Annotated in this window: 20 protein-coding genes and 1 tRNA gene; 11 read left to right on the top strand and 10 right to left on the bottom strand. The window is 60.0% G+C overall.

Annotated elements, in window-relative coordinates; genetic code table 11:
• Window positions 1–40 precede the first annotated feature (40 nt).
• From DWV57_RS07360 to DWV57_RS07340, 5 genes are all read left to right on the top strand, one after another.
• Window positions 41–2,971: a DNA translocase FtsK gene (locus tag DWV57_RS07360; protein ID WP_120020395.1), complete on the top strand. Its 2,931-nt coding sequence runs from the start codon at window positions 41–43 to the stop codon at window positions 2,969–2,971.
• A gap of 14 nt (window positions 2,972–2,985) precedes the next feature.
• Window positions 2,986–5,052 carry a YgiQ family radical SAM protein gene (locus tag DWV57_RS07355; RefSeq protein ID WP_118526713.1) on the top strand — a complete coding sequence of 689 codons (2,067 nt, stop codon included), beginning with the start codon at window positions 2,986–2,988 and terminating at the stop codon, window positions 5,050–5,052.
• Complete coding sequence (locus tag DWV57_RS07350) at window positions 5,025–6,173, top strand: MBL fold metallo-hydrolase (protein WP_120020394.1); 1,149 nt, start codon at window positions 5,025–5,027, stop codon at window positions 6,171–6,173. Before DWV57_RS07355 ends, DWV57_RS07350 begins: the two co-directional genes overlap by 28 nt.
• A 176-nt stretch (window positions 6,174–6,349) precedes the next feature.
• Window positions 6,350–7,036: a methionine synthase gene (locus tag DWV57_RS07345; RefSeq protein WP_097777242.1), complete on the top strand. Its 687-nt coding sequence runs from the start codon at window positions 6,350–6,352 to the stop codon at window positions 7,034–7,036.
• Window positions 7,023–9,455, top strand: coding sequence for a homocysteine S-methyltransferase family protein (locus DWV57_RS07340; protein ID WP_120020393.1), 2,433 nt, complete (start codon window positions 7,023–7,025; stop codon window positions 9,453–9,455). Before DWV57_RS07345 ends, DWV57_RS07340 begins: the two co-directional genes overlap by 14 nt.
• Window positions 9,456–10,067: 612 nt before the next feature.
• Here DWV57_RS07340 and DWV57_RS07335 read toward each other — a convergent pair.
• Window positions 10,068–10,616, bottom strand: coding sequence for a phosphatase PAP2 family protein (locus DWV57_RS07335; protein ID WP_120020392.1), 549 nt, complete (start codon window positions 10,614–10,616; stop codon window positions 10,068–10,070).
• 212 nt (window positions 10,617–10,828) lie between these two features.
• On the bottom strand, window positions 10,829–11,788 hold the full coding sequence (locus DWV57_RS07330; RefSeq protein ID WP_120020391.1) for a carbohydrate kinase: 960 nt from the start codon (window positions 11,786–11,788) through the stop codon (window positions 10,829–10,831).
• A gap of 205 nt (window positions 11,789–11,993) precedes the next feature.
• Between DWV57_RS07330 and DWV57_RS07325 the strand changes: the two genes are divergently transcribed.
• Window positions 11,994–13,295, top strand: coding sequence for an MATE family efflux transporter (locus DWV57_RS07325; RefSeq protein ID WP_120020390.1), 1,302 nt, complete (start codon window positions 11,994–11,996; stop codon window positions 13,293–13,295).
• Window positions 13,296–13,298: 3 nt separating this feature from the next.
• Here DWV57_RS07325 and DWV57_RS07320 read toward each other — a convergent pair whose 3' ends face one another.
• Window positions 13,299–14,144: an AraC family transcriptional regulator gene (locus DWV57_RS07320; protein WP_120020389.1), complete on the bottom strand. Its 846-nt coding sequence runs from the start codon at window positions 14,142–14,144 to the stop codon at window positions 13,299–13,301.
• A gap of 124 nt (window positions 14,145–14,268) precedes the next feature.
• Here DWV57_RS07320 and ugpC point away from each other — a divergent pair, with 124 nt between their 5' ends.
• Window positions 14,269–15,384 (top strand): sn-glycerol-3-phosphate ABC transporter ATP-binding protein UgpC, encoded by a 1,116-nt coding sequence (gene ugpC, locus DWV57_RS07315; RefSeq protein ID WP_120020388.1) that lies wholly within the window; start codon window positions 14,269–14,271, stop codon window positions 15,382–15,384.
• Window positions 15,385–15,505: 121 nt separating this feature from the next.
• Here the strand turns inward: ugpC and DWV57_RS07310 are convergent, their stop codons facing one another.
• Genes DWV57_RS07310 through DWV57_RS07295 form a run of 4 tightly spaced genes read right to left on the bottom strand, consistent with a single transcriptional unit; the run spans window position 15,506 to window position 18,013 of the window.
• Complete coding sequence (locus tag DWV57_RS07310; protein WP_120020387.1) at window positions 15,506–16,405, bottom strand: LysR family transcriptional regulator; 900 nt, start codon at window positions 16,403–16,405, stop codon at window positions 15,506–15,508.
• A 12-nt stretch (window positions 16,406–16,417) separates the two neighbouring features.
• Window positions 16,418–17,116, bottom strand: coding sequence for a tRNA (N6-threonylcarbamoyladenosine(37)-N6)-methyltransferase TrmO (gene tsaA, locus DWV57_RS07305; protein WP_097773794.1), 699 nt, complete (start codon window positions 17,114–17,116; stop codon window positions 16,418–16,420).
• A gap of 12 nt (window positions 17,117–17,128) precedes the next feature.
• On the bottom strand, window positions 17,129–17,347 hold the full coding sequence (locus tag DWV57_RS07300) for a hypothetical protein (protein ID WP_005942855.1): 219 nt from the start codon (window positions 17,345–17,347) through the stop codon (window positions 17,129–17,131).
• A gap of 48 nt (window positions 17,348–17,395) precedes the next feature.
• Window positions 17,396–18,013: a LexA family transcriptional regulator gene (locus tag DWV57_RS07295; protein ID WP_005942852.1), complete on the bottom strand. Its 618-nt coding sequence runs from the start codon at window positions 18,011–18,013 to the stop codon at window positions 17,396–17,398.
• A gap of 196 nt (window positions 18,014–18,209) precedes the next feature.
• On the opposite strand from DWV57_RS07295, the gene DWV57_RS14775 reads away from it, so the two are divergent.
• Window positions 18,210–18,572, top strand: coding sequence for a helix-turn-helix transcriptional regulator (locus tag DWV57_RS14775; RefSeq protein ID WP_005942847.1), 363 nt, complete (start codon window positions 18,210–18,212; stop codon window positions 18,570–18,572).
• Entirely contained in the window at window positions 18,544–18,780 is a 237-nt protein-coding gene (locus DWV57_RS07285; protein ID WP_097773792.1) for a hypothetical protein, read from the top strand. The genes DWV57_RS14775 and DWV57_RS07285 overlap by 29 nt, the downstream gene beginning before the upstream one ends.
• 55 nt (window positions 18,781–18,835) lie before the next feature.
• Here DWV57_RS07285 and DWV57_RS07280 read toward each other — a convergent pair whose 3' ends face one another.
• Window positions 18,836–19,003 carry a FeoB-associated Cys-rich membrane protein gene (locus tag DWV57_RS07280; protein ID WP_044953787.1) on the bottom strand — a complete coding sequence of 56 codons (168 nt, stop codon included), beginning with the start codon at window positions 19,001–19,003 and terminating at the stop codon, window positions 18,836–18,838.
• A 179-nt stretch (window positions 19,004–19,182) separates the two neighbouring features.
• Between DWV57_RS07280 and DWV57_RS07275 the strand changes: the two genes are divergently transcribed.
• A tRNA-Val gene (locus DWV57_RS07275) sits at window positions 19,183–19,259 on the top strand.
• Window positions 19,260–19,507: 248 nt separating this feature from the next.
• Here DWV57_RS07275 and DWV57_RS14935 read toward each other — a convergent pair.
• Both DWV57_RS14935 and DWV57_RS07270 read right to left on the bottom strand, forming a co-directional pair.
• Window positions 19,508–19,642, bottom strand: a complete 135-nt coding sequence (locus DWV57_RS14935) for a hypothetical protein (RefSeq protein WP_279221635.1) — start codon at window positions 19,640–19,642, stop codon at window positions 19,508–19,510.
• Window positions 19,643–19,752: 110 nt separating this feature from the next.
• Entirely contained in the window at window positions 19,753–20,040 is a 288-nt protein-coding gene (locus DWV57_RS07270) for a hypothetical protein (protein ID WP_165852908.1), read from the bottom strand.
• On the opposite strand from DWV57_RS07270, the gene DWV57_RS07265 reads away from it, so the two are divergent.
• Complete coding sequence (locus DWV57_RS07265) at window positions 20,039–21,424, top strand: FAD-binding protein (protein ID WP_165853676.1); 1,386 nt, start codon at window positions 20,039–20,041, stop codon at window positions 21,422–21,424. The two genes, DWV57_RS07270 and DWV57_RS07265, sit on opposite strands and share 2 nt — an antisense overlap.
• The last annotated feature ends 136 nt before the right edge of the window (window positions 21,425–21,560 follow it).

The raw sequence follows: 21,560 nt of genomic DNA, 5'->3' as shown, positions 1-21,560 counted from the left end.
CAAATAGTGTGTCTACTACAAACGCGGGGAACAAAGAAACATGGCAACAAAAAAACGTAAAACGACAACACGGCGCGCAGCATCGCGCAAAAAGCGGGCCGAGCAGCGGCTTCCGGCGGGGCTTGGCACCCTGTTTGCAGGCCTTTTGCTGGTGGTGCTGGCCTTTGTGGAGGGAGATTCGGCATGGAAGGCCCTGCACGATGTGCTGTTCGGACTTTTTGGCTGCGGCAGCTTTGTGCTGGGCGCGGCAGTGTGTTGCCTTGCTGTGCAGTATACCCGGGGCGAAGACCTTCTGCCCAAGATCTTCAAGCTGGTTCTTGGGCTGGTGTTTGCCTGCGGCACGGTGATCGTTTTTTCCGATATCCAGCCGCAGGGCATGTCGGCATTTCAGATGACGGCTGCCTGCTACGCAAACGGCGTGAATGCATGGATCGGCGGCGGTGCGTTGGGCGCACTGCTGGGCGGCAGCCTGCTGCTGCTGTGCGGACGGCCTGCGGCAACCCTTATCATGATCGTGCTGGCACTGTGTGTCAGCCTGTACATTTTTGATCTGACCCCGGCAGAGGTGTGGCAGTGGCTGTGCGCTGCGTTTGGCGGCGTGCACGCAAAGGGTGCGGCCATGGCGCAGCAGAGCGCAGCCCGCCGCGCTGAACGTGCCGCTGCCCGCGCGGCAGAAGCCGAGGCTGAGGAAGACTACGACGAAGCAGAAGATGAATACCGGGATGAGGAAGATGCCGAAGAGGAGATGGAAACTCCGGCTTTCCGCATCGGTGTGCCGGACTGGCTGAACGGCATCCGCCACTGGGGCCACAAGGTGACCGAAGAGATGGAGGCAGAGGAGCCGGAGGCCGCCCCACAGCCGGAGCCGCCCGCAGATACTTCCGGCCAGCCGCTTGCCCAGCCGGAGCCTGCTGCCCCGGCCATCACGCCGGTGCAGGTACGGGTATCCCGGCCCCGGGCTTCCTTTGACGTAGACCTTGGCCCCGACCACACTGAGGTGAAGGAGGGCGGCAGCGAACCCATCGAGCCGCTCATCGTGGGCCCGGGCGGCACCTTTGGGCAGAACCCGCTGCGCCCGGCCCCCAGACCTGCCCCGCAGCCCATCGTACAGGACGCGGTGGAGACCGATGCATCCGATTTCTTTGCAAAGGCTGCACAGCCGGTGCAGCCTGCGGCAGCGGAAAGCTTTGATACTCCGGTCATGACCCCGGCAATGCCGACGGCCCAGCCGGAAAGCCCGGCAGCGGCAGTCACGCCGGAGATGCCCGCCGTGCCCATCCAGCCCGCAGTCCCGGCGGCACCCGCCCGGGTGAGCGCCGAAAACGCCGTTGCCATGCGCGGCACGCCCGACGAGGACGGCTGGATCAGCATTACCAGCGAACCGGTGGAGGAAAAGGATATCAGCACGCTGGTGGCAGCGGCAATGGAAAAGCCTGCCGCTTCCGAGCAGGCCGCGGCAGCGGCCCCTGTGGACGAGACCGAACCGGTGGATACTTATCAGTACCAGTATCCGCCCATTGAGCTGTTTGAAAAATCGCAGGACGAGACCGACCCCGGCGCGCAGGAAGAGCTGAAAGCCAACGCCCAGAAGCTGGTGGACACGCTGGAAAGCTTTGGCGTGCGCACCCGTGTGCTGGATATCTCCCGGGGCCCCTCCGTCACCCGGTACGAGGTGCAGCCCATGGCGGGTGTCAAGATCAGCCGCATCACCTCGCTGGCAGACGATATCGCCCTGAACCTTGCGGTGGCGGATGTGCGTATGGAGGCGCCCATCCCCGGCAAGCCTGCCGTGGGCATTGAAGTGCCCAACCACAAAAAGACCCCGGTGTATATCCGCAGCGTGTTCGAGAGCCAGAGCTTTTTGCGCATGACTTCACCCTTGGGCATTGCGCTTGGCAAAGACATTGCCGGTGTGGCACAGGTGGCAGACCTGTGCAAGATGCCCCATCTGCTCATTGCAGGCAGCACCGGCAGCGGTAAATCCGTGTGCGTGAACAGCATCATTATGAGCCTGTTGTTCCGCTCCAGCCCGGAGGACGTGAAGCTGCTGCTGATCGACCCCAAGGTGGTGGAGCTGGCCGAGTACAACGGCATTCCCCACCTGCTGATGCCGGTGGTCACCGAGCCGAAAAAGGCTGCCGGTGCGCTGGGCAGTGCCGTGCAGGAGATGGAGCGCCGCTATCATCTGTTTGCAGAGAACAATGTGCGCGACATCAAGTCTTTCAACAAGCTGGCCGCAGAACGGCCTGATCTGGAAAAAATGCCATACATCGCCATTATCATCGACGAGCTGGCCGACCTGATGATGGTGGTGGGCAAGGATGTGGAGGACTCCATCTGCCGCATCGCCCAGAAGGCCCGCGCCGCCGGTATGCACCTGATCGTAGCCACCCAGCGCCCCAGCGTGGACGTGATCACTGGCCTGATCAAGGCCAACATCCCCAGCCGCATCGCATTTGCAGTGTCCAGTCAGGTGGACAGCCGCACTATTCTGGATGGCTCCGGTGCCGAAAAGCTGCTGGGCATGGGTGATATGCTGTTCATGCCCGTGGGTGCGCCCAAGCCTACCCGTATTCAGGGCACTTTCGTGCGGGATGAGGAAATCAGCCGTGTGCTGGACTTCATCAAGCAGAGCGGCACCGTGCAGTATGACGAAGCTATGATCGAAGCCATGGAAAAGCACGCCATTCAGGACGGCAAGAAGGGCAGCAGCGGCGCGGACTCCGACGAGGATCCCGATACCGACCCGATGTTCAAGCAGGCCGTGGAGGTGGTCATCGATGCCGGCCAGGCCTCCACCAGCCTGCTGCAGCGCCGCTGCAAGCTAGGCTACGCCCGCGCGGCCCGTATCATGGACGAGATGGAACAAAAAGGCATCATCGGACCCTACGAGGGCGCCAAGCCCCGCGCTGTGCTTATCAGCCGCCAGCAGTGGCTGGAAATGCAGATGAACCAACCGGATGAAACATAAAGATAAGGAGTATTATGGACAACTCTTCCCCAAAGATCTACACCGAATTTCTTCCCATCAGCCGGGCCGATATGGAGGCCCGCGGGTGGGAGCAGCTGGACTTTGTGGTGGTGGGCGGCGATGCCTATGTGGACCACCCCAGCTTTGGCACTGCCATCATCAGCCGTCTGCTGGAAGCCGAGGGCTATAAGATCGGCGTGCTGGCCCAGCCACGCTACACCGACTGCGAGGACTTCAAGCGGTTCGGCAAGCCGAAGTACGGCTTCTTCATCGGCGGCGGCAACGTGGACAGCATGGTCAGCCACTATTCCGTGGCAAAGATCCCCCGCGCCGAGGACGAATATTCCCCCGGTGGCAAGGGCGGCGCACGCCCGGACCGCAGCGCCACCGTGTACACCCGCCTTGCCAAGCAGGCCTATCCCGACCTGCCGGTGATCTTAGGTGGTCTGGAAGCTTCTCTGCGCCGCTTTGCCCACTATGACTACTGGCTGGACACCGTGCTGCCCAGCATCGCCGAGGATTCCGGCGCGGACATCATCAGCTTTGGCATGGGCGAGCACCAGACTGTGGAGATCGCCCGCCGCCTTGCCGCCGGGGAACCGGTGGAGAGCATCACGGACGTGGACGGCACCTGTTACATGACCGACTTCGACCATCTGCCCGAGCGCTACGTGGAGTGCGCAGGCTTTAAAAAGGTGGCGTCGGATAAGACGGCGTATGCCAAGGCCTGCCGCATCCAGATGGACAATCAGGACGTGGTCAGCGGCCAGATCATCGTGCAGAAGCAGAGCGAAAAGTATCTGGTGCAGAACATCCCCGCAAAGCCGCTGGTGCGCGGGGAGCTGGATAAGGTCTACGCTCTGCCCTACACCCGCCGTTACCACCCCATCTACGAGAGCATGGGCGGAGTGCCCGCCATCCGGGAGGTGCAGTTCTCCATCATCCAGAACCGCGGCTGCTTCGGCGGCTGCAACTTCTGCGCCATCCAGCTGCATCAGGGGCGGCGTGTCACCAGCCGCAGCGCGGACAGCATCGTGGCAGAAGCCGAGCGCATGACCCACGAGCCGGATTTCAAGGGCTACATCCACGATGTGGGCGGCCCCACCGCAAACTTCCGCTTTCCCTCCTGCCGGGAGCAGATGCTGCGGGGCATGTGCACCGGCGGCAAGCACTGTCTTGCCCCCACCACCTGCTCCCACATGATCGTGGACCACAGCGACTACCTGAAGATCCTGCGCCGGGTGCGGGAGCTGCCGGGCGTGAAAAAGGTGTTCATCCGCAGCGGTATCCGGTTCGACTACCTGATGGCCGACCCGGACGACACCTTCTTCAAGGAACTGGTAGAGTACCATGTGTCCGGCCAGCTGAAGGTGGCTCCGGAGCACTGTGCCCCCAACACGCTGGCCTACATGGGCAAGCCGCCCATCGAGACCTTCAACAAGTTCAAGGATAAGTTCTATGAGCTGAGCAAAAAGGCCGGCAAAAAGCAGTACCTCGTGCCCTATCTGATGTCCAGTCACCCGGGCAGCACTCTCAAGGATGCGGTCTATCTGGCAGAATATCTTTACAAAAACCACATGCGCCCGGAACAGGTGCAGGATTTTTATCCCACCCCCGGCACTGTGAGCACCTGCATGTTCTACACCGGCCTTGACCCCTACACCCTGAAGCCGGTGTTTGTGGAAAAGACCCCCGAGGGCAAGGCGCTGCAGCGGGCACTGCTGCAATACTACGAGCCTCGCAACGCCGAAAAGGTGGTCAAGGCGCTGAAGATGACCCACCGGGAGGACCTGATCCCCCTGCTGGTGCCCGCCGCAGGCCGCCGCGCCGTGCAGCGCTCTGCCCGCCGGGCCGAAGCCGCCGATGTGACTATCCACAACGATGGCACCTACACGGTGCGCCCGAACCAGAAGGGCCATAACGGCAAGTCTGCCCACGGCCAGAGCCGTGCCGCTGCACCGACAGGCCGTGCACCCAGCCCCGGCGCACGCTTTGCGCCCCATTCGGCACCCGCGCGCAAGCCCAAAAACGATCAACAGAAAGAGAACACAACGTGGAAAACTGGAAAGAAGAAAAAGTAAACGCGCCTAAGAAAGGCCTGTGGCAGCGCCTTGCTGCGCTGGCCGCTGCCGCCGCACTGGTGCTGAGCCTTGCGGGCTGCAGCGGGCTGCCGTCCGTCCCGGGCGGAAGCGCCGATGTAGTGCCGAACCCGTCCGCTTCTGCTGCGGCGGCTGTGGATACGGTGGACGCACCGCTGGAGGTGCATTTCATCGATGTGGGTCAGGCGCTGAGTGTGCTGGTGGAATGCGACGGACAGTTCATGCTCTACGACGGCGGCAATGTGGACGACGGCAGTCTCATCGTCTCTTACCTGCAGAGTCAGGGGGTGGAACAGCTGGAATATGTGTTCTGCTCCCACGCGCACGAGGATCATGTAGGCGGCTTGGCTGCCGCACTGGCCTACTTCCCGGCGTACCATGTGTACAGCCCGGTGGCCGATGCCTCCACCAAGTGCTTTCAGGATTTTGTCAAGTACACCCAACAGCAGGGCCTGCAGGTAGAGGTGCCCGCCGTGGGCACGATGTGGCCGCTGGGCGGCGCTACCGTGACCATGCTTGGCCCGGTGGCACAGTACAGCGACACCAACGATACCTCCATTGTGCTGCGCATCGACTACGGCTCCACCAGCTTCCTGCTGACCGGCGACATGGAAAAGACTGCGGAGACCGACCTTGTGAACAGCGGTGCCAACCTCAGGGCCAATGTTCTGCAGGTGGGCCACCACGGTTCCAGCACCTCCACCAGCTACCTCTTCCTGAATGCAGTGCTGCCGGAAATGGGCATCATCTCCTGCGGCGTGAACAACAAGTACGGCCACCCGCACGAGGAAACGCTGAGCATCCTGCGGGATGCCGGGGTGGATGTGTACCGCACCGACCTGCAGGGCACCATCACCATTGGCAGTGACGGCCAGAACTACACCGTGGGCACCGAGCACTTTGCGGCAGATCCCGCGCTGAACCCCACCGACCCGGCGGCATCCAGCACAGCCCAGCAGGCGTACATCGGCAATGTGAACAGCAAAAAGTTCCATCTGCCTACCTGTCCGAACCTGCCGGCAGAGAAGAATCAGATCCTCTTCTCCAGCTATCAGGAAGCCGTGGAAGCAGGCTATACGCCCTGTTCCAGCTGCATCAAATAAAGAACGAACTCCCCCAGTCTGCTTCACAGCCAGCTCCCTCCTTGAGGGAGCTGACACGGCGTGAGCTGTGACTGAGGGAGTTTTCTTTTATCCGCCGCTCTGCGGGATTGATAAAATCCAACAGGTGCGGTATACTTAAGACCACTTTATTTCAAAAAAGCAAGGAGGTGCGGCGGATGATCGGTGCACCGCAGCCGCTGGTGCTGGCAAAACCGGCGGCGATCGATACAGCACAGGCAGCGCGGTATTTCGGGGCCAGAGGGGAACCGGACGACCGCACCATGACCCTGTTGGAAACATGCGCCATGCCGCTGCTGGCGGCGGCAACGCCCCGGGCGGTCTGGCTGGAAGCGGACACGGCTGCCCTTGCCGAAGCAGGCATCCTGCGGGGTGGGGATGTGATGAAGCATCTGGAAAACTGCCCGCAGGCGGTGCTGCTGGCTGTGACCCTTGGCCCCGGCGTGGATGCACAGATCCGCCGTGCCGGTGTGGGAGATATCGCGGCGGGCGTTGCGTCCGACGCACTGGGCAGCGCGCTGGCCGAGCAGGCCGCAGACGCAGCCGAAGCAGAGCTGCGCCAGTGGGCCGCAAAAGAGGGAAAGTATTTGACCGGGCGGTTTTCGCCCGGCTACGGTGACTGGGATATTGCAGTACAGCCGCTGGTGGCAAACGCGCTGGATACGGTGCGCCGGGCGGGCCTGTGTGTGACCGATACCAACCTGATGACCCCGCGCAAGAGCGTGACGGCCGTTCTGGGTCTGAGCAGCCACCCGGTAAAGGGAAAACTGGCCGGGTGCGGCCACTGTGTGCTGCGCACCCGGTGTGAGTATAGAAAGAGGGGAAAGACCTGTGCAAGCGAGTGAACTTTTCAAACAGAGCAATACCGTCCTGCTGGATGGCGGCATGGGCACCATGCTGCAGGCTTCGGGCCTGAAGCTGGGTGCAAAGCCGGAGGAGCTGAACATCACGAACCCGGAGCTGATCGAGAGCATCCATGCCAAGTATGCCGCTGCGGGCAGCCGCATCGTCAACGCCAACACCTTTGGCGCATCGGCCCACAAGCTGGCGGGTAGCGCCTACAGTCTGGAAGAGATCATTGCGGCGGGCATCGCCAACTGCAAGCGCGCCTGTGCGCCCTACGGTGCCCTGACCGCGCTGGATGTCGGCCCGCTGGGAGAACTGCTGGAACCCAGCGGAACGCTGGCCTTTGAGGATGCGGTGAGCGAGTATGCGCGCATCGTCCGGGCAGGCGCTGCCGCCGGGGCCGACCTCATTTTCTTTGAGACCTTTACCGATCTGTACGAGCTGAAAGCCGCTCTGCTGGCAGCAAAGGAAAACAGCGGCCTGCCTATCTTAGCCAGCATGAGCTTTGAAGCCGGCGGGCGCACCTTTACCGGCTGCACGGTGGAAAGCTTCGGCGTGACCGCCCGTGGCCTGGGTGCCAACGCGGTGGGCATCAACTGCTCACTGGGCCCCAAGGAGATCTTCCCTATGGCAAAGCGTCTGGCAGAGGCTGTGCCCGGCGACTTTCCGGTGTTCGTCAAGCCCAATGCGGGCCTGCCCCGGGCCGACGGCAGCGGCTACGATATCACCCCGCAGCTCTTCGCCATGGAAATGAAGCCCTACCGGGAACTGCACCTGTTTGCGGCGGGCGGCTGCTGCGGCACCACGCCGGAGTTCATCAAGCTGCTGAACAGCGTTTTTGCAGGCTGCGTACCCGGCCGTCCGGCCCACAAAATGCCCTCGGTGCTGTGTACGCCGGTGGATTTCGTCAACGTGGACGGCATCACGGTGGTGGGTGAGCGCATCAACCCCACCGGCAAAAAGCGCTTCCAGCAGGCACTGCGGGAAGAGGATATGAACTACGTTCTGGAGCAGGCGGTCAGTCAGGTGGAAGCCGGTGCTCAGGTGCTGGACGTGAACGTGGGTGCGCCCGGCGTGGACGAGCCTGCCCTGATGCCCAAGGTGGTCAAGGCCCTGCAGAGCGTCACCAGCCTGCCGCTGCAGCTGGATTCCTCCAATGTGGAGGCGCTGGAAAACGGCCTGCGCGTTTATAACGGCAAGCCCATCGTCAACTCCACCAACGGCGAGCAGGAAAAGCTGGACGCGATCCTGCCCCTGTGCAAAAAGTACGGTGCGGCCATCGTGGGCCTTGCCATCGATGAGCGGGGCATCCTGCCCGCCGCCGAGGACCGGGTGGCCATTGCCCGCCGCATCACGGAGGCGGCCCTTGCCGCCGGCATCCCGCGGGAGGACATCTACATCGACTGCCTGACCCTGACCGCCAGCGCCCAGCAGAAGGACGTTCTGGCCACCGTGCAGGCGCTGGAAGCCTGCAAGAAGGAGCTGGGGGTGCGCACCATTCTGGGCGTGTCCAACATCAGCTTTGGCCTGCCCTGCCGCCCCTATCTGAACACCACCTTCCTCACCATGGCCATGTACGCCGGGCTGGACCTTGCCATCATGAACCCTTCCAGCGAGGAGATGATGGCGGCGGTGTATGCTTACAACGTGCTGACCAACCGCGATCCGCAGAGCACCAAGTACATTGAGCGGTATGCCGATCGTGTGCCTGCATCCGCAGCCATCCGGCAGGCCGCGCAGGCGGTGCCTGCGGCTTCGGCATCCGGTGAGAGCGCAGAGCTTACCGGCCCTTATGCCCTGCTGATGAAGGCGGTGGAAAAGGGCCTGAAGGGTGATGCTGCCGCCCAGACCAAGGCACTGCTGGCCGAAAAGCAGCCGCTGGAAGTGGTGGACGAAGCACTGATCCCGGCGCTGGACATCGTGGGTGCCAAGTACGAGAAGGGTACGCTGTTCCTGCCGCAGCTGCTGCAGGCCGCAAGTGCGGCCCAGAGCGCCTTTGAGGAGATCAAGAACGTCATTGCCCAGAAGGGCGAGGGCAGCGCCAGCAAGGGCCGCATCGTGCTGGCCACCGTCAAGGGCGACGTGCACGACATCGGCAAGAACATCGTCAAGGTGATTCTGGAGAACTACGGCTTTGAGGTGATCGATCTGGGCCGTGATGTGCCGGTGGAGACGGTGGTGAACACTGTGCGGGAAAAGAATGTGCATCTGGTGGGCCTTTCGGCCCTGATGACCACTACCCTCAAGAGCATGGAGGAAACCATTGCCGCCCTGCACGAAGCGGGCCTGGACTGCAAGATCATGGTGGGCGGTGCGGTGCTCACGCCGGAATATGCCGAGAAGATCGGCGCGGACTGGTACGCCAAGGATGCCAAGCGCAGCGCGGACATCGCCAAGGAATTTTTCGGGGCGCAGTAAAAGCATGAATGCAGGCCAGCAGGAAGCTTTCTCAGCGAACAGCCCGGGACTCCAGTCCCGCCCCAACGCTTATGCGCGGGGCCTCCTTTGAAAACACCTGAAAATCTATTTGCAAATTGTTCAAAAAGTCCACAAAGAAATGCCATGATTGTCTGGTAACATAAGGGTGCAGTCAGGGAGATGCAAAGACATCTCCCCAAAGCCGACAAGGGCTTTCATCTGCGGGGGCTGGTGCATCTGGCACAGCCCAGCAGGTACTTATTAAAACACTGTCCCCCGCCTATGCCAGGCAATCGCCAACGACGGCGGACAGACTACCAAATCCCTCCTGATCCGCCGCAAAGTTCGGGAGTTCTCATACCGCAGCCAGCACCGCTTTATCCTCCTTTCCACGGTGCTGGCTGCTTTTGTTTTTACCTGAATGCAAGAGAACGATCGGGAATAGCCGCTGCGTGCGCTTTGGCTGTTTTAGCGGAAATTCTATTATAATTCGTTGAGCCTCGGAAAAATCTGCGGATTTTTCCGAGGCTCTTTTTCACGAATAGGATCGAAGCGATATACTTCATCTGAATGTAAAAAGCAAAGCGAGAACAAGTGCGAGACGAAATTGGTTTATACAGTTCGTTTTACTTCGCTGCGTTTCGCCCATTTGTTGCTGATCTTATCTGCCAGCAGGGAGCCGCAGGCCCCCAATGCAAGGCCCAGTGCCACGCCGCCCAGAATGTCGGTGGGAAAATGCACATACAGGTACATCCGCGTGAAGCCGATGAACCCGGCCAGCACAAGAGCCGGGACGCCGAGCCGGCGGTTCTGCAGCCAGAGCGCAAAGGCAGCGGCAAAGGCGGAGGATGTGTGTCCGGAAGGGAAGGACCAGCCATGGGGCCGGGCCACCAGCGTGAGCATCTCCGGCCGGAGGTCGCAGGGGCGCGGGCGTGCGAACAGCGGCTTTAGGGCGCAGTGGCCCGCCAGCATATAAAGGCCCAGCGCCAACGCCATGGCCAGCCCGGCCCGGCGGGTGCGCCGGAACGCCAGCAGTACCGCCGTGAAGGCGATCCAGATCTCGCCGTGGGCACCGGCCTGATCGAAAAACATCGCCAGTGCATCCAGCACCGGACAGCGCAGAGCCTGCAAGGCATTCAGAAGGGTAAATTCAAAGGACATGGATAAAGCCTCCCTGCTTGTTGTTCTTGCCCTTATGGTAACATGGAACCGGGCAGAGAATAAGAACAAGGCTTGTACAAAGGATAAACAAATCTTAAACCGGCAGAAAAGATGTCGGAAACAGGACAAAACTGGAATATAACGACATAATACTACAAATTGTAAATAGAAAAGAAGCCCTGCGGTGCTGGACGCAGGGCTTTTTGCATCCTTTACTGCATCTGGTCAAGGGTGGGGTAGCTGTCGATGGCACCATTCGTCTGAACGCTGATGCCGCAGAACTGATTGGAAAACGCAAGGTATTCGTTCAGCTTTGTTTTGCTGAGCTTTGCCAGTTTTTCCAGTGTCACGCCGTCACGTTCCAGCTGCCACAAAAACGAGCCGATGAAGCCGTCGCCTGCGCCGGTGGTGTCCACAGCCCGGACTTTCCGGCAGGGGGCAAAGCCGTGGGTGGTGCGGGTATAGGCGTGGGCACCGCTGCTGCCGCAGGTGTACAGCACCAGCTGCACATCGCCCACGAACAGCTGCGGCAGGGCGGATTCAATGTCCGCAGTGCCGGTGAGAAATTCCAGCTCTTCGTCCGAAATTTTGAGGATATTGGAAAGCGGCAGGAACTGCAGCACGGTCCCGCGCAGCATGTCGCGGTCCGGCCAGAGCGGGAAGCGCAGGTTCGGGTCAAAGCTGACGATAGCACCAGCTTCGCGTGCGGCGGAGATGGCCGCAAGGTGGGCGTAGCGCATGGGGCTGTCCACCAGTGATACGCTGCAGTAGTGCAGGGCAAAGGCATCGGCGAACCATGCCGGGTCGATCTGCTCCGGAGAATAAAGCAGGTCCGCCGAGGGCTTGCGGTAGAAGCTGAAGGTACGGCTGCCGTCCTCTTCCAGACTGACGAAGGCAAGGGCCGTGTTGGCCTTATCGGTAAAGGCCAGATGGGAGAGGTCGATGCCGCAGGCTTCCAATTCCCGGGCGATCTTGTGGCCGAAGGGGTCGTCGCCCAGCTGGCTCAGAAAAGCACTTTTGCCGCCCAGCCGGGCAAAGGCCGCGCACACGTTGGCCGGTGCGCCGCCAGTGCGCGGGCTGAACGAGGGAACCTCGTCAAAAGAACAGCCCACCTTGGACGGGATCATATCGATGAGTGCTTCGCCAATGGAAAACAGTGTGCTGCCGGACATAGAGAACCTCCCAAATTAAGATGCTGGTAATAAAAGACTTCCCCCGGCGAGGGGGATGATTTTGTGACCGCTCCCAGTGTAAGGGCCAGAGCCCGGACTGTCAATGCTTTTTTGCGCGGTATAGGGCGCTTTTGTGTTGACTTGCATTTTGGGGTGTGCTAAAATATGCCGGTATGCGTAAAAAATGCCATGAAAGGGAACTTGGATGAACCTGACAAAACAGTTCTTTAAATATGTATCACAGAATATCTTCGGCCTGCTGGGCACTTCGTGCTACATTCTGGCCGATACCTATTTCATCTCGCAGGCGGCGGGTACCGACGGTGTGACCCTGCTCAACCTCTGCCTGCCGGTCTACAACTTCATCTTTGCCGTCGGCTCCATGGTCGGCCTTGGCGCGGCCACCCGCTATGCCATCCTCAAGGCGCAGGGAGACGAGCGCTGCCAGCGCTATTTTTCCAATGCCATCTTCTGCGCCTGTGTGCTCAGCGTGCCGTTCCTGTTGGTGGGCATTTTTGCGCCCGGCGGCCTTCTGCGGCTGATGGGCGGTGACGCGGGGATCATGGCGCTGGGCATCCCGTATGCCCGTATCTTCCTTATGTTCACGCCCTTCTTCATGTGCAACTATATCGTGTCGGCCTTTGTGCGCAACGACGGCGACCCCTCACTTGCCATGGTGGCTACCCTGAGCAGCAGCCTGTTCAATGTGGTGTTCGACTATATTTTCATGTTTCCCATGGGTCTGGGGCTGGCCGGTGCGGCGCTGGCCACCGCCGCGTCTCCCATCATCAGCATTTCCATCTGCAGCCGCCACTTCTTTAAAAAGGAGAACAGCGTGCAGTTCGTGCGCCAGCGCCCCTCGGCAAGGCTGCTGGGCCAGAGCTGCCAGCTTGGCATCTCCGGCTTTGTGGGTGAGATGTCCTCCGGCGTTACCACCACCGTATTCAACTTCCTGCTGCTGGGTTTGGCGGGCAATGTGGCCGTGGCGGCCTATGGTGTGGTGGCGAACTTTGCGCTGGTGGCAACGGCCATCTTCAACGGCGTAGCACAGGGTGCGCAGCCGCTGGTGAGCGAGTGCTACGGCAAAAGCGACAAGGTCGGTGCCAGAAAGCTGCTCATCCTGGGCAGCTGCACCGCACTGGTGCTGGCAGCGGTGCTGTACGGCATCATCTTTGGTGCTACCGATGCACTGGTGGGCGTGTTCAACAGCGAAAGCTCCGCCCAGATGGCCCAGTTTGCCCACATGGGCATGAGGCTGTACTTTGTGGGCTACTTCTTTGCCGGGTTCAACATCGTGGCGGCGGGCTATCTGAGCGCGACCGACCGCCCGGTGGAAGCCTCCGTCACCTCCATCTGCCGCGGCATGGTGGCCATCGTGGCCTGCTCGCTGGTGCTGAGCCGCCTGTTTGGCATGAATGGTGTGTGGGCAGCGTTCCCGGCATCGGAACTGCTCACCGCAGTGCTGACCCTGTTTTTGCTGCTGCGCGGTAAAAAGCAGACCGCATAGCCCTTAAATATAAAGCTCCTGTTCGCGCAGAGATTCCTCGGGCGAAAGCCCACTCTGCGCGGCGTGACCGGCCATTGCCCGCCACTGTGCGGGGGATTGGCCGGTTTCTTTTTTGAACACCCGGCACAGGTAGTTGGCACCGGAAAAGCCGCACAGGCTGGCTACCACGTCCAGTGTGTACTCCCGGTGGAGCAGCAGCCGCTGGGCTGCTTCAACGCGCACCGTGGTGAGGTATTTGCCCGGCGGCACGCCAATGGCTGCGGTAAAGGTGCGCACTAGATGGCTCTTGGACACGCCCAGCCGTTCGCTCAGCTCCTCCACGCCGTAAAGGCCCGCGTAGTTTGCGCGGATGTCCTCAATGGCGGCCTGCACCAGCGGCGGCAGGGCGGACGCGGCACTGTCGGCATCGGCCAGCTCACACAGCAGTGCGTAGGCCAACTGGCTGCGGGCACGGCTGTGGGCGGTCTTTTCCTCAGCAAGGCGGTCCATCAGTTCGGCAGCGGCCGGGCAGGAACCGCCCTTGGCAAGGAAGGGCAGTTCGTGCAGCCCGGCCAGAAACTGGGAAGCCGCCTGCCCGGTAAGCTGGACGCAGAGCAGGTGGCAGATGCTTTCCGGTACAAGGGCCAGCGGGGCACGGCTCAGGATCAGGTGCCCGGCAGGCACGGACTGCGGCGGCAAAATGAGCGCTGCACCCAGCGGCAGCGGCCCGGCAGCAGGTACGGATGCAGAGCACCGGCCGCTGGACACAAGGCACACCCACAGTCCTTCGCCGGAGAGAGTGAGGGGGGCAGACAGCTGCAGATCCTGCACGGAAGCGGGAAAAGCGATGGTGTTCCAGTCAAAAAGCAATATCTGACACCTCTAATCAATAAAATGCTATTTTATATCACAAAATTATCTGTTATTATAGTACCAACGAATGAACACGCCGTCAAGAGCGTGGGAACCTTAAAAATTATGGAGGCAAACGACTATGGCTTCGATCAGCTGCCAGCACATCTATAAGATCTATCCGGGTGCTACCGCTCCCTCTGTTACCGACTTTAACCTGGAGATCCAGGATAAGGAATTCATCATCTTCGTCGGCCCCTCTGGCTGCGGCAAGTCCACCACCCTGCGCATGATCGCCGGTCTGGAGGAGATCTCCAAGGGCGAAATGTACATCGGCGGCCGTCTGATCAACGACGTTCCCCCGAAGGATCGTGATATCGCAATGGTGTTCCAGAGCTACGCTCTGTACCCCCACATGACCGTTTACAAGAACATCGCTTTCGGTCTGGAACTGCGCAAGACCCCGAAGGACGAGATCGACAAGCGCGTGCACGAGGCTGCTAAGATCCTGGAGATCGAGCATCTGCTGGACCGCAAGCCCAAGGCTCTGTCCGGTGGTCAGCGTCAGCGTGTTGCTCTGGGCCGTGCAATGGTTCGTAACCCGGCAGTCTTCCTGCTGGACGAGCCTCTGTCCAACCTGGATGCTAAGCTGCGTACCAGCATGCGCACCGAGATCATCAAGCTGCACAAGAAGCTGGCTACCACCTTCATCTACGTTACCCACGACCAGACCGAGGCTATGACCATGGGCGACCGTATCGTTGTTATGAAGGACGGCATCATCCAGCAGGTCGATACCCCGCAGAACCTGTACGATATGCCTTGCAACATGTTCGTTGCTGGCTTCATCGGCAGCCCCCAGATGAACTTCCTGGACGGCACCCTGATCAAGAAGGGCGACCTGTACGGTGTTGACCTGGGCGGCGACGTGATCCCCCTGCCCAAGGAGAAGACCGCAGACGGCAAGCTGGATGCTTACGTCGGCAAGAAGATCAAGATGGGCATCCGTCCCGAGGATATCGACGACGAGCCCGAGTTTATGGCAAAGCACACTGACTGCCAGCTGGATGCTCAGGTGGACGTCTCCGAAATGATGGGCGCTGAGATCTACCTGTATCTGGAGTACAAGGGCAACAAGATGACCGCTCGTGTGGCTCCCACCTCCAAGGCTCGCAACGGAGACACCGTCCGCGTTGCATTCGATCCCCACAAGGTCCACCTGTTCGACGTCGAGACCGAGCTGACCATCCTGAACTAAACATTTTAGCGACGATCATTTTTGATCCTCCTATCATAAGAGAAACCGCCGAAGGAAAGAAACCTTCGGCGGTTTTTCGTTTGTGTGTTCAGCTTTACGCTTCAATGGACCCGTGCTCTTTTCATTTGCTGGCAGTGCCGGGCGCGGGCTGGTGCACCAGCTCGATAAAGGCTTTCATCTGAGGGGTCAGCCATTTGTCACGGTGGTAAAACAGCTGACGGTGCATCTCCACGGTGCAGTCCGGCACATTCAGCCGGGCAAGACGACCTGCGGCCAGCGCCGGACGCACGATGTACTCCGGCAGGAAGGAAAGACCCATGCCCTGCTCCACCATCTGGCACAGCAGCGCAGCGCTGCCCAGCTCCAGATAAGGGTGGATGGCAAGGCCGCGGGCGGCAAGGCACTGATCCAAAGCGTCGCGGTAGCTCATGCCGCGCTCAGTGAGCAGAAATTCCTGCCGGGGCAGCTCTTCCAGCGTAACGACTTCCTGCCCGGCAAGCGGGTGAGCGGACGGTGCAATAAAACACACCGGCTCCGGCACATCCGCCGCAAGCACCAGATTGGGCTGCAGCAGGGGCTGGTCCAGCGTATAGGCCAGATCGATCTGATTTGTGCCCAGCATCTGCAGCATTCCGTCGGCAGTGGCGGTGCACAGCACCAGCTCCACCTGCGGGCACAGGGCGTGGTAGCGTTTGAGCAGACCGGGCAGGAAGGTGGAGCACACCGAATCCGCCAGCGCGATGCGCAGACTGCCGCTGATCTGCCGGGCGGGCTGCAGGGCAGCCTGCGCCTGCTGCGCCGTGGCCAGCAGGGTGCGTGCATAGCCTAAAAAGGTCTGGCCCGCATCGGTGAGCCGCACGGTCTTGCCCACGCGGTCGAACAGCGGTGCGCCCAGCTCTGCTTCCAGCTGTGCGATCTGGGAGGACACCGCCGACTGGGAATAGCCAAGCTGCCGCGCAGTGCGGGAAAAGCTGTGCAGCTCGGCGATGTGCAAAAAGGTATTGATGTTCCGCAGTTCCATAAACGCTTCCTCTCAGCGGCGGGCGATGCCGGTCACGGTGAGCACCTCGCCATCCACGGTAAAATGCACCTCTACCGGGCCGAACTCCATGCCGTACACCCGCTGCGGGTCGTGCTGGTAGGAGGGGCGCGGGTCACCTGCCAGTACGCCGGTCAGGGCGGCGCGGTCGGCCTGCGGCACCTGTGCCAGCAGTTCGGGCGGGAACTGTACCTGCAGACGGTGGAACTGGGTCTGGCCGGTAAAACCCTCGGCGGCATCCGGGTGGCAGTCGGCATAGGGGATGTAAGGCTTGATGTCGTAGATGGGGGTTCCATCCATCAGGTCGGCACCGCGCACGATGAGCACCGGGCCAACGTCCGGCCGGTGCTCGATGCCTTCCAGACGCACGCTGGAAAGGCCCAAAGGATTGGGACGGAACGGCGACCGGGTGGCGAACACGCCCATGCGGGTGTTGCCGCCCAGACGCGGCGGGCGTACAGTGGGGGACCAGCTGTCCCGCACCGCGCCGGAGAACTGCCACACCAGCCAGATGTGACTGAAATCTTCCAGACCGCGCACGGCATCGGCATTGCGGTATTCGGGCGTAAAGATCACCTCGCCGCGCAGCTCGTCCACAAGGCCGCTCTGGCGCGGGATGCCGAACTTGGTGGGAAAGGCAGTATGGATATGGGCAATGACCTTCAGGGTCATCTCTTCAGGTGCAGTGGGCATGGCGAACTCCTTTTAATAGATCTTTTTCAGGGGGCATTCCGGCGGGATGCTGTACCGTGCCCGGAATGCGTCCAGTTCCTGAGGCGTGCGAATGAGCTGAACGTCCTCAAAATGGCCATCCGGGGAGATGAAACCGGCCACCTGCTCCCCGGTGCAGATGCTGCACCGCAGTGCAGGCTGCTGGGTGGCGGGGTCGTAAGAACGGGCAGGCTTTTTGCGGGAGAAAAACATGAGAAGCCTCCTTCTTTTATGAAACGTGCCTGAAAGACTGCAGGCGGCTCACAGCCCCCGGCACAGGCCGACAGCGCGGCCCTCAATGTGCAGCTCTTCCAGCTGCAGGCCGGTAAAGATCATGGGTGGGCAGACGGCGGCATTGTCCGCAAGCAGCATCACAGCATCACCCTGCCGATGGAAGTGCTTGAGGGTGGCCTCGCCGCCAATGCGCACTGCGGCGATCTCGCCCTGCTCCACCTCCGGCTGGCAGCGAATGCATACGATGTCGCCGTCGCAGATGGTGGGGGACATGCTGTCACCGTGGCAGGTCAGGGCAAAGTCGGCGCGCCACGCGGCGGGAACGCCGATATAGCGTTCAATGTTCTGCTCTGCCGTGATAGGAGTGCCGCAGGCAATGGAACCGATCAGCGGGACCTGCGTCATGGCAGGCAGCGGCTCAAAGCCCGGCGGCGGACAGGGTGTGTCCAGCCCCAGCAGATAGGCAGGGGTGGTCTCCAGCGCGGCTGCCAGCTCTTCCACCTTGGACTGCGGCAGGTCGTTGATGCCTTTTTCCAGCTTGGTAATGGAGGATTTGGACCGATAGCCCATGCGCTGGGCAAGCTCTTCCTGCGAAAGGCCCAGTTCTTTGCGGCGCAGATGCAGACGGGTAGAAAGCTCAGACATGCGAAACCTCTCTGAAAAACGTATGGTTGTTCTGTAAAAAGAATGCTGTTACCAGAAGTATACCAAAAAAATTGCATTAAAATCAACTTTTTTCTGCGAATTTGCAAAAATGGGTTGACACTGAATCAATGCAGGAATATACTACAACCAAAGATTGTGAAACGGCATTGCCGATACGAAAAAAGGAGAGCGGAATATGGCAAACACTGAAATGATCCGGGATTATATCCGCGCCAGCGGGTACAAGATGCAGTATGTGGCACGAGCCTTGAAGATCAGCCCCAATGCACTGAACCTGAAACTGCAGGGGCGAACACAGTTCAAACTGAGCGAAGCAGAACGGCTGAGCGCGGTGCTTGGTCTGAGCATGTACGAGCGGGATCTCTGCTTTTTTGAAGAACAGAACCGTCGCGAAGTGCTGGCACGCCGCGCGGATGAAAAGAGGAGGGCAGAACATGACAAGCGAGCAGAGAAATCAGACGCGGCTGGCACTGTACCGGTATGGGATGCGGCAGCGTGCACGAAACCCGGTGGAGCGCAGCTGGTGCGCCGCCATTGAGGAGGGCCTTGCCTATTACCGGCAAAATGACCCGCTGCGTGCGGATCTGTTCGAGCTGCGCTATGTGCAGCACCGCACGGAGGACGATGTGATCGATCAGCTGCACATCGGCCGCACTACTTACCAGAAAGCCCATCAGGACCTGCTGAGCACCATTGCCGTGTACGCGGCAGAGCGCGGGGTGTTTTACCGCGAGACGGAAAGTTGAAAGCAGAATGCCCCCGGACGCTGCCAGCAGGCAATGTCCGGGGGCATTTTTGAACTCAGGCTTTTTTGTTCGGGTCCTGTTTTTCGCAGTGGCTGTGGCAGGATGCACAGTTGCCGCCGCAGCCCTCGCCCTTCCAGCCGCCCTGCTTGGAGATCCACACAACGGCCAGTGCAAACAGAACGATCAGAACGATCAGCGTAATGATTCCACGAAGTGTCAGCATTTTTTGTACCTCTTTTCCCGGTGGGAAAGTTTCTGTGTTCAGTATACACGATTTGGCATCAAAGGGCAACCGGAAAGCGGATACAAAAAGTGTGATTTTTTTAAAATTAGGGCTTGCATTTTGGCAAAGGCCGTGCTATAATAATCACGTTCCAGTTCGGAACGCACAAAACAAAATATGGAGGATTAGCTCAGCTGGTTAGAGCACCTGCATCACACGCAGGGGGTCTGGGGTTCGAGTCCCTAATTCTCCACCATTCAGTTCGTACTCGAACCCGATTCTCTATGAGAAAGGGTTCGGGTACGTTTTTTGTTTATCGGAGGTTTGCGTTTGCGACAGCAATAAACACCCCAGTGGGATGTTTGAGCAACAGAATAGGCTGACAGGAAATCCCAAGTCGCATGACGTGGAATTTTTTGTTTCGATCAAGGACTCGAATGGCATCCACGTAAAAAGTCCATAGCAAATGAGCCGGGAGCCTTCTGTAGATCAGAGGCTTCCGGCTCACTGCATATTCATGATAAAAGCAAAATTCCTGCCACCAGTACCATGTTGCAGGCAAAAAAACAGCGTGGGCAGTGCATCCACAAAGGCCGGCGAAAGAGTGAAATCGTCCGGGACAGGATCGTTTTGATTCATGTGATCGACCTTTGCATTTCTCCACGCAGCGCCGGAGAGACCTTTCTTGCTGAATTTCTGAAAAAAGAGCAGCGCTTTTGCGCAAGATCGTCAATGCATTCTGCAGCAGGTCACGGGTCAATATCCAGCTCGCGCAGAAGCAGCCGGAGGGCGGGCGAGATGTTCTCGCGGTTCCACACGGCCCAAGCGGGAACGGTATCGTTTTCCAGCGGGATAAAGGTGAGGTTTTTGTTGGCGGGCAGCTGAGCCAGCACCGGCTCGGCAAGGATGGTATAGCCGCCGTAGAAAGCCAGCTGCAGCATCAACTCCTCCATGGAATACGCAAATTTGATGTTCTGCGGGTCGCTGCCGTGGCGGGTGAGGACTTGCGCAAACTGGTTCCACAGCTCCCGGTCCATGGCGGGTACATACCTGCTGAGCCACGGTGTGCCCAAGGTGGACGAAGTGGAGTTTGTGAACAACTGGATGATGCAGACCCACGGCAAGGCAAACACCGCACTGGTGATGAAGTTTGCCAAGAACAGCGGCAGCACTGTGGACTGGTGGCTGGACAAGATCAACCCGGACACGCTGGCCAAGACCCGCATCCAGTTCTGGCCGGACAACGAGTACGCCGTGCACCAGCTGAACAACGGCATGCACTACTACACCGGCACGCTGGAATGGTGGGAGAACTACTGGGAGAACCCCACCAGCGGCGAGAAGAACAACAACACCGCCGGTCAGCTGGAGCTGAAGGACCTGAGCTGGGATAACTACAATTATGTGGAGGAGAATTTCTCTGACAATGCCACCGCTCTGTTTGGCACCAAGGGTGTGCAGCTGGTAATGGACGGTGCAAAGGTCACCGGCGTGATCGCACAGGACAGCGACGGCAATTACCTTAAGATCAACGCTAAGAATGGCATTGTGCTGGCAGGCGGCGGCTTTGGCGGCAACAAGGAAATGATGGACGATCTGCTGCCGGACATCAAGCGTCTGTTCACCAAGGATGAGGACTTCTTTGCTCCCTTTGGCCGCGACGGCTCCACCATCCAGATGGGTGTGTGGGCAGGCGGCCGTCTGGAGGGCGACATCTCCACCATGAACTTCGACTCCATGGCCGTGCCCGACTATCTGCCCGGCCCCCTGTGGGTGGACGAGAATGGCCAGCGCTTCCAGAACGAAGCCTTTGCCGGCCCGGAGATCAACGGCTTCTTCATGGCACGTGCAAAGCGCGGCAATATCACCTCCATCTACGACAGCACCTATGAGACCCAGATCCTGCGCGGCTTCCCCGGCCATCAGGCATTCGAGTACGACATGCCCGCTGTGGTGGAAGCCATGAAGGGCAACTTTGAGGCCGCAAAGGCTGCTGGTGCCGAGGGCGCCAACGGCTGGTACTGCGCCGACACCATCGAGCAGCTGGCCGAGTACATCGGTGTGGAGCCTGCAGCCCTTTCCGCTACTGTGGAGCAGTACAATAAGGTTTGCGCCGAGGGCTACGACAGCGACTTTGCCAAGGACCCGCACTTCCTGAATGCAGTTGCAAAGGCTCCCTTCTACGCCCATGTCACCACCCCGAGTCTGGGCTTTGCACTGGTGACCACCGGCGGCTTTGTGACCACCAATGACCAGCAGGTGCTGAACGAGGATTATCAGCCCATCGAGGGCCTGTACGCTTCCGGCAACACCTGCGGTATGCGCTTCGGTCCCGAGTATATCACCCCGATCCCCGGCGTGAGCATTGGCATGTGCCTGACGCTGGGCCGTGAGCTGGGCAAGTATCTGGCTGCAAAGTAAGCAGTTCTGATATAAATATAGAAAAGGCAGGCTTTTTCCGCTGGGAAAGGGCCTGCCTTTTTGCTTTTTATAAAAAGTATGTTACAATAGAACTGGCAAAGAAACCGCAAAGAAACCGGTGCCGGGCGGTGCGGCT

This window comes from Faecalibacterium sp. AF10-46 (assembly GCF_003604105.1).
In the GTDB taxonomy this organism is placed as follows: domain Bacteria; phylum Bacillota; class Clostridia; order Oscillospirales; family Ruminococcaceae; genus Faecalibacterium; species Faecalibacterium taiwanense.
Note: the sequence above shows the minus strand (reverse complement) of the source record. Positions and strands in the feature narration are given on the sequence as shown.

Excerpts from the sequence above, each read along its gene's own strand:
- DWV57_RS07360 (WP_120020395.1), top strand. The coding sequence starts at position 41 with ATGGCAACAAAAAAACGTAAAACGACAACACGGCGCGCAGCATCGCGC.
- DWV57_RS07355 (WP_118526713.1), top strand. The coding sequence starts at position 2,986 with ATGGACAACTCTTCCCCAAAGATCTACACCGAATTTCTTCCCATCAGC.
- DWV57_RS07345 (WP_097777242.1), top strand. The coding sequence starts at position 6,350 with ATGATCGGTGCACCGCAGCCGCTGGTGCTGGCAAAACCGGCGGCGATC.
- DWV57_RS07335 (WP_120020392.1), bottom strand. The coding sequence starts at position 10,616 with ATGTCCTTTGAATTTACCCTTCTGAATGCCTTGCAGGCTCTGCGCTGT.
- DWV57_RS07330 (WP_120020391.1), bottom strand. The coding sequence starts at position 11,788 with ATGTCCGGCAGCACACTGTTTTCCATTGGCGAAGCACTCATCGATATG.
- DWV57_RS07325 (WP_120020390.1), top strand. The coding sequence starts at position 11,994 with ATGAACCTGACAAAACAGTTCTTTAAATATGTATCACAGAATATCTTC.
- ugpC (WP_120020388.1), top strand. The coding sequence starts at position 14,269 with ATGGCTTCGATCAGCTGCCAGCACATCTATAAGATCTATCCGGGTGCT.
- DWV57_RS07310 (WP_120020387.1), bottom strand. The coding sequence starts at position 16,405 with ATGGAACTGCGGAACATCAATACCTTTTTGCACATCGCCGAGCTGCAC.
- tsaA (WP_097773794.1), bottom strand. The coding sequence starts at position 17,116 with ATGCCCACTGCACCTGAAGAGATGACCCTGAAGGTCATTGCCCATATC.
- DWV57_RS07300 (WP_005942855.1), bottom strand. The coding sequence starts at position 17,347 with ATGTTTTTCTCCCGCAAAAAGCCTGCCCGTTCTTACGACCCCGCCACC.
- DWV57_RS07295 (WP_005942852.1), bottom strand. The coding sequence starts at position 18,013 with ATGTCTGAGCTTTCTACCCGTCTGCATCTGCGCCGCAAAGAACTGGGC.
- DWV57_RS14775 (WP_005942847.1), top strand. The coding sequence starts at position 18,210 with ATGGCAAACACTGAAATGATCCGGGATTATATCCGCGCCAGCGGGTAC.
- DWV57_RS07280 (WP_044953787.1), bottom strand. The coding sequence starts at position 19,003 with ATGCTGACACTTCGTGGAATCATTACGCTGATCGTTCTGATCGTTCTG.
- DWV57_RS14935 (WP_279221635.1), bottom strand. The coding sequence starts at position 19,642 with ATGAATCAAAACGATCCTGTCCCGGACGATTTCACTCTTTCGCCGGCC.
- DWV57_RS07265 (WP_165853676.1), top strand. The coding sequence starts at position 20,039 with ATGGCGGGTACATACCTGCTGAGCCACGGTGTGCCCAAGGTGGACGAA.
- DWV57_RS07270 (WP_165852908.1), bottom strand. The coding sequence starts at position 20,040 with ATGGACCGGGAGCTGTGGAACCAGTTTGCGCAAGTCCTCACCCGCCAC.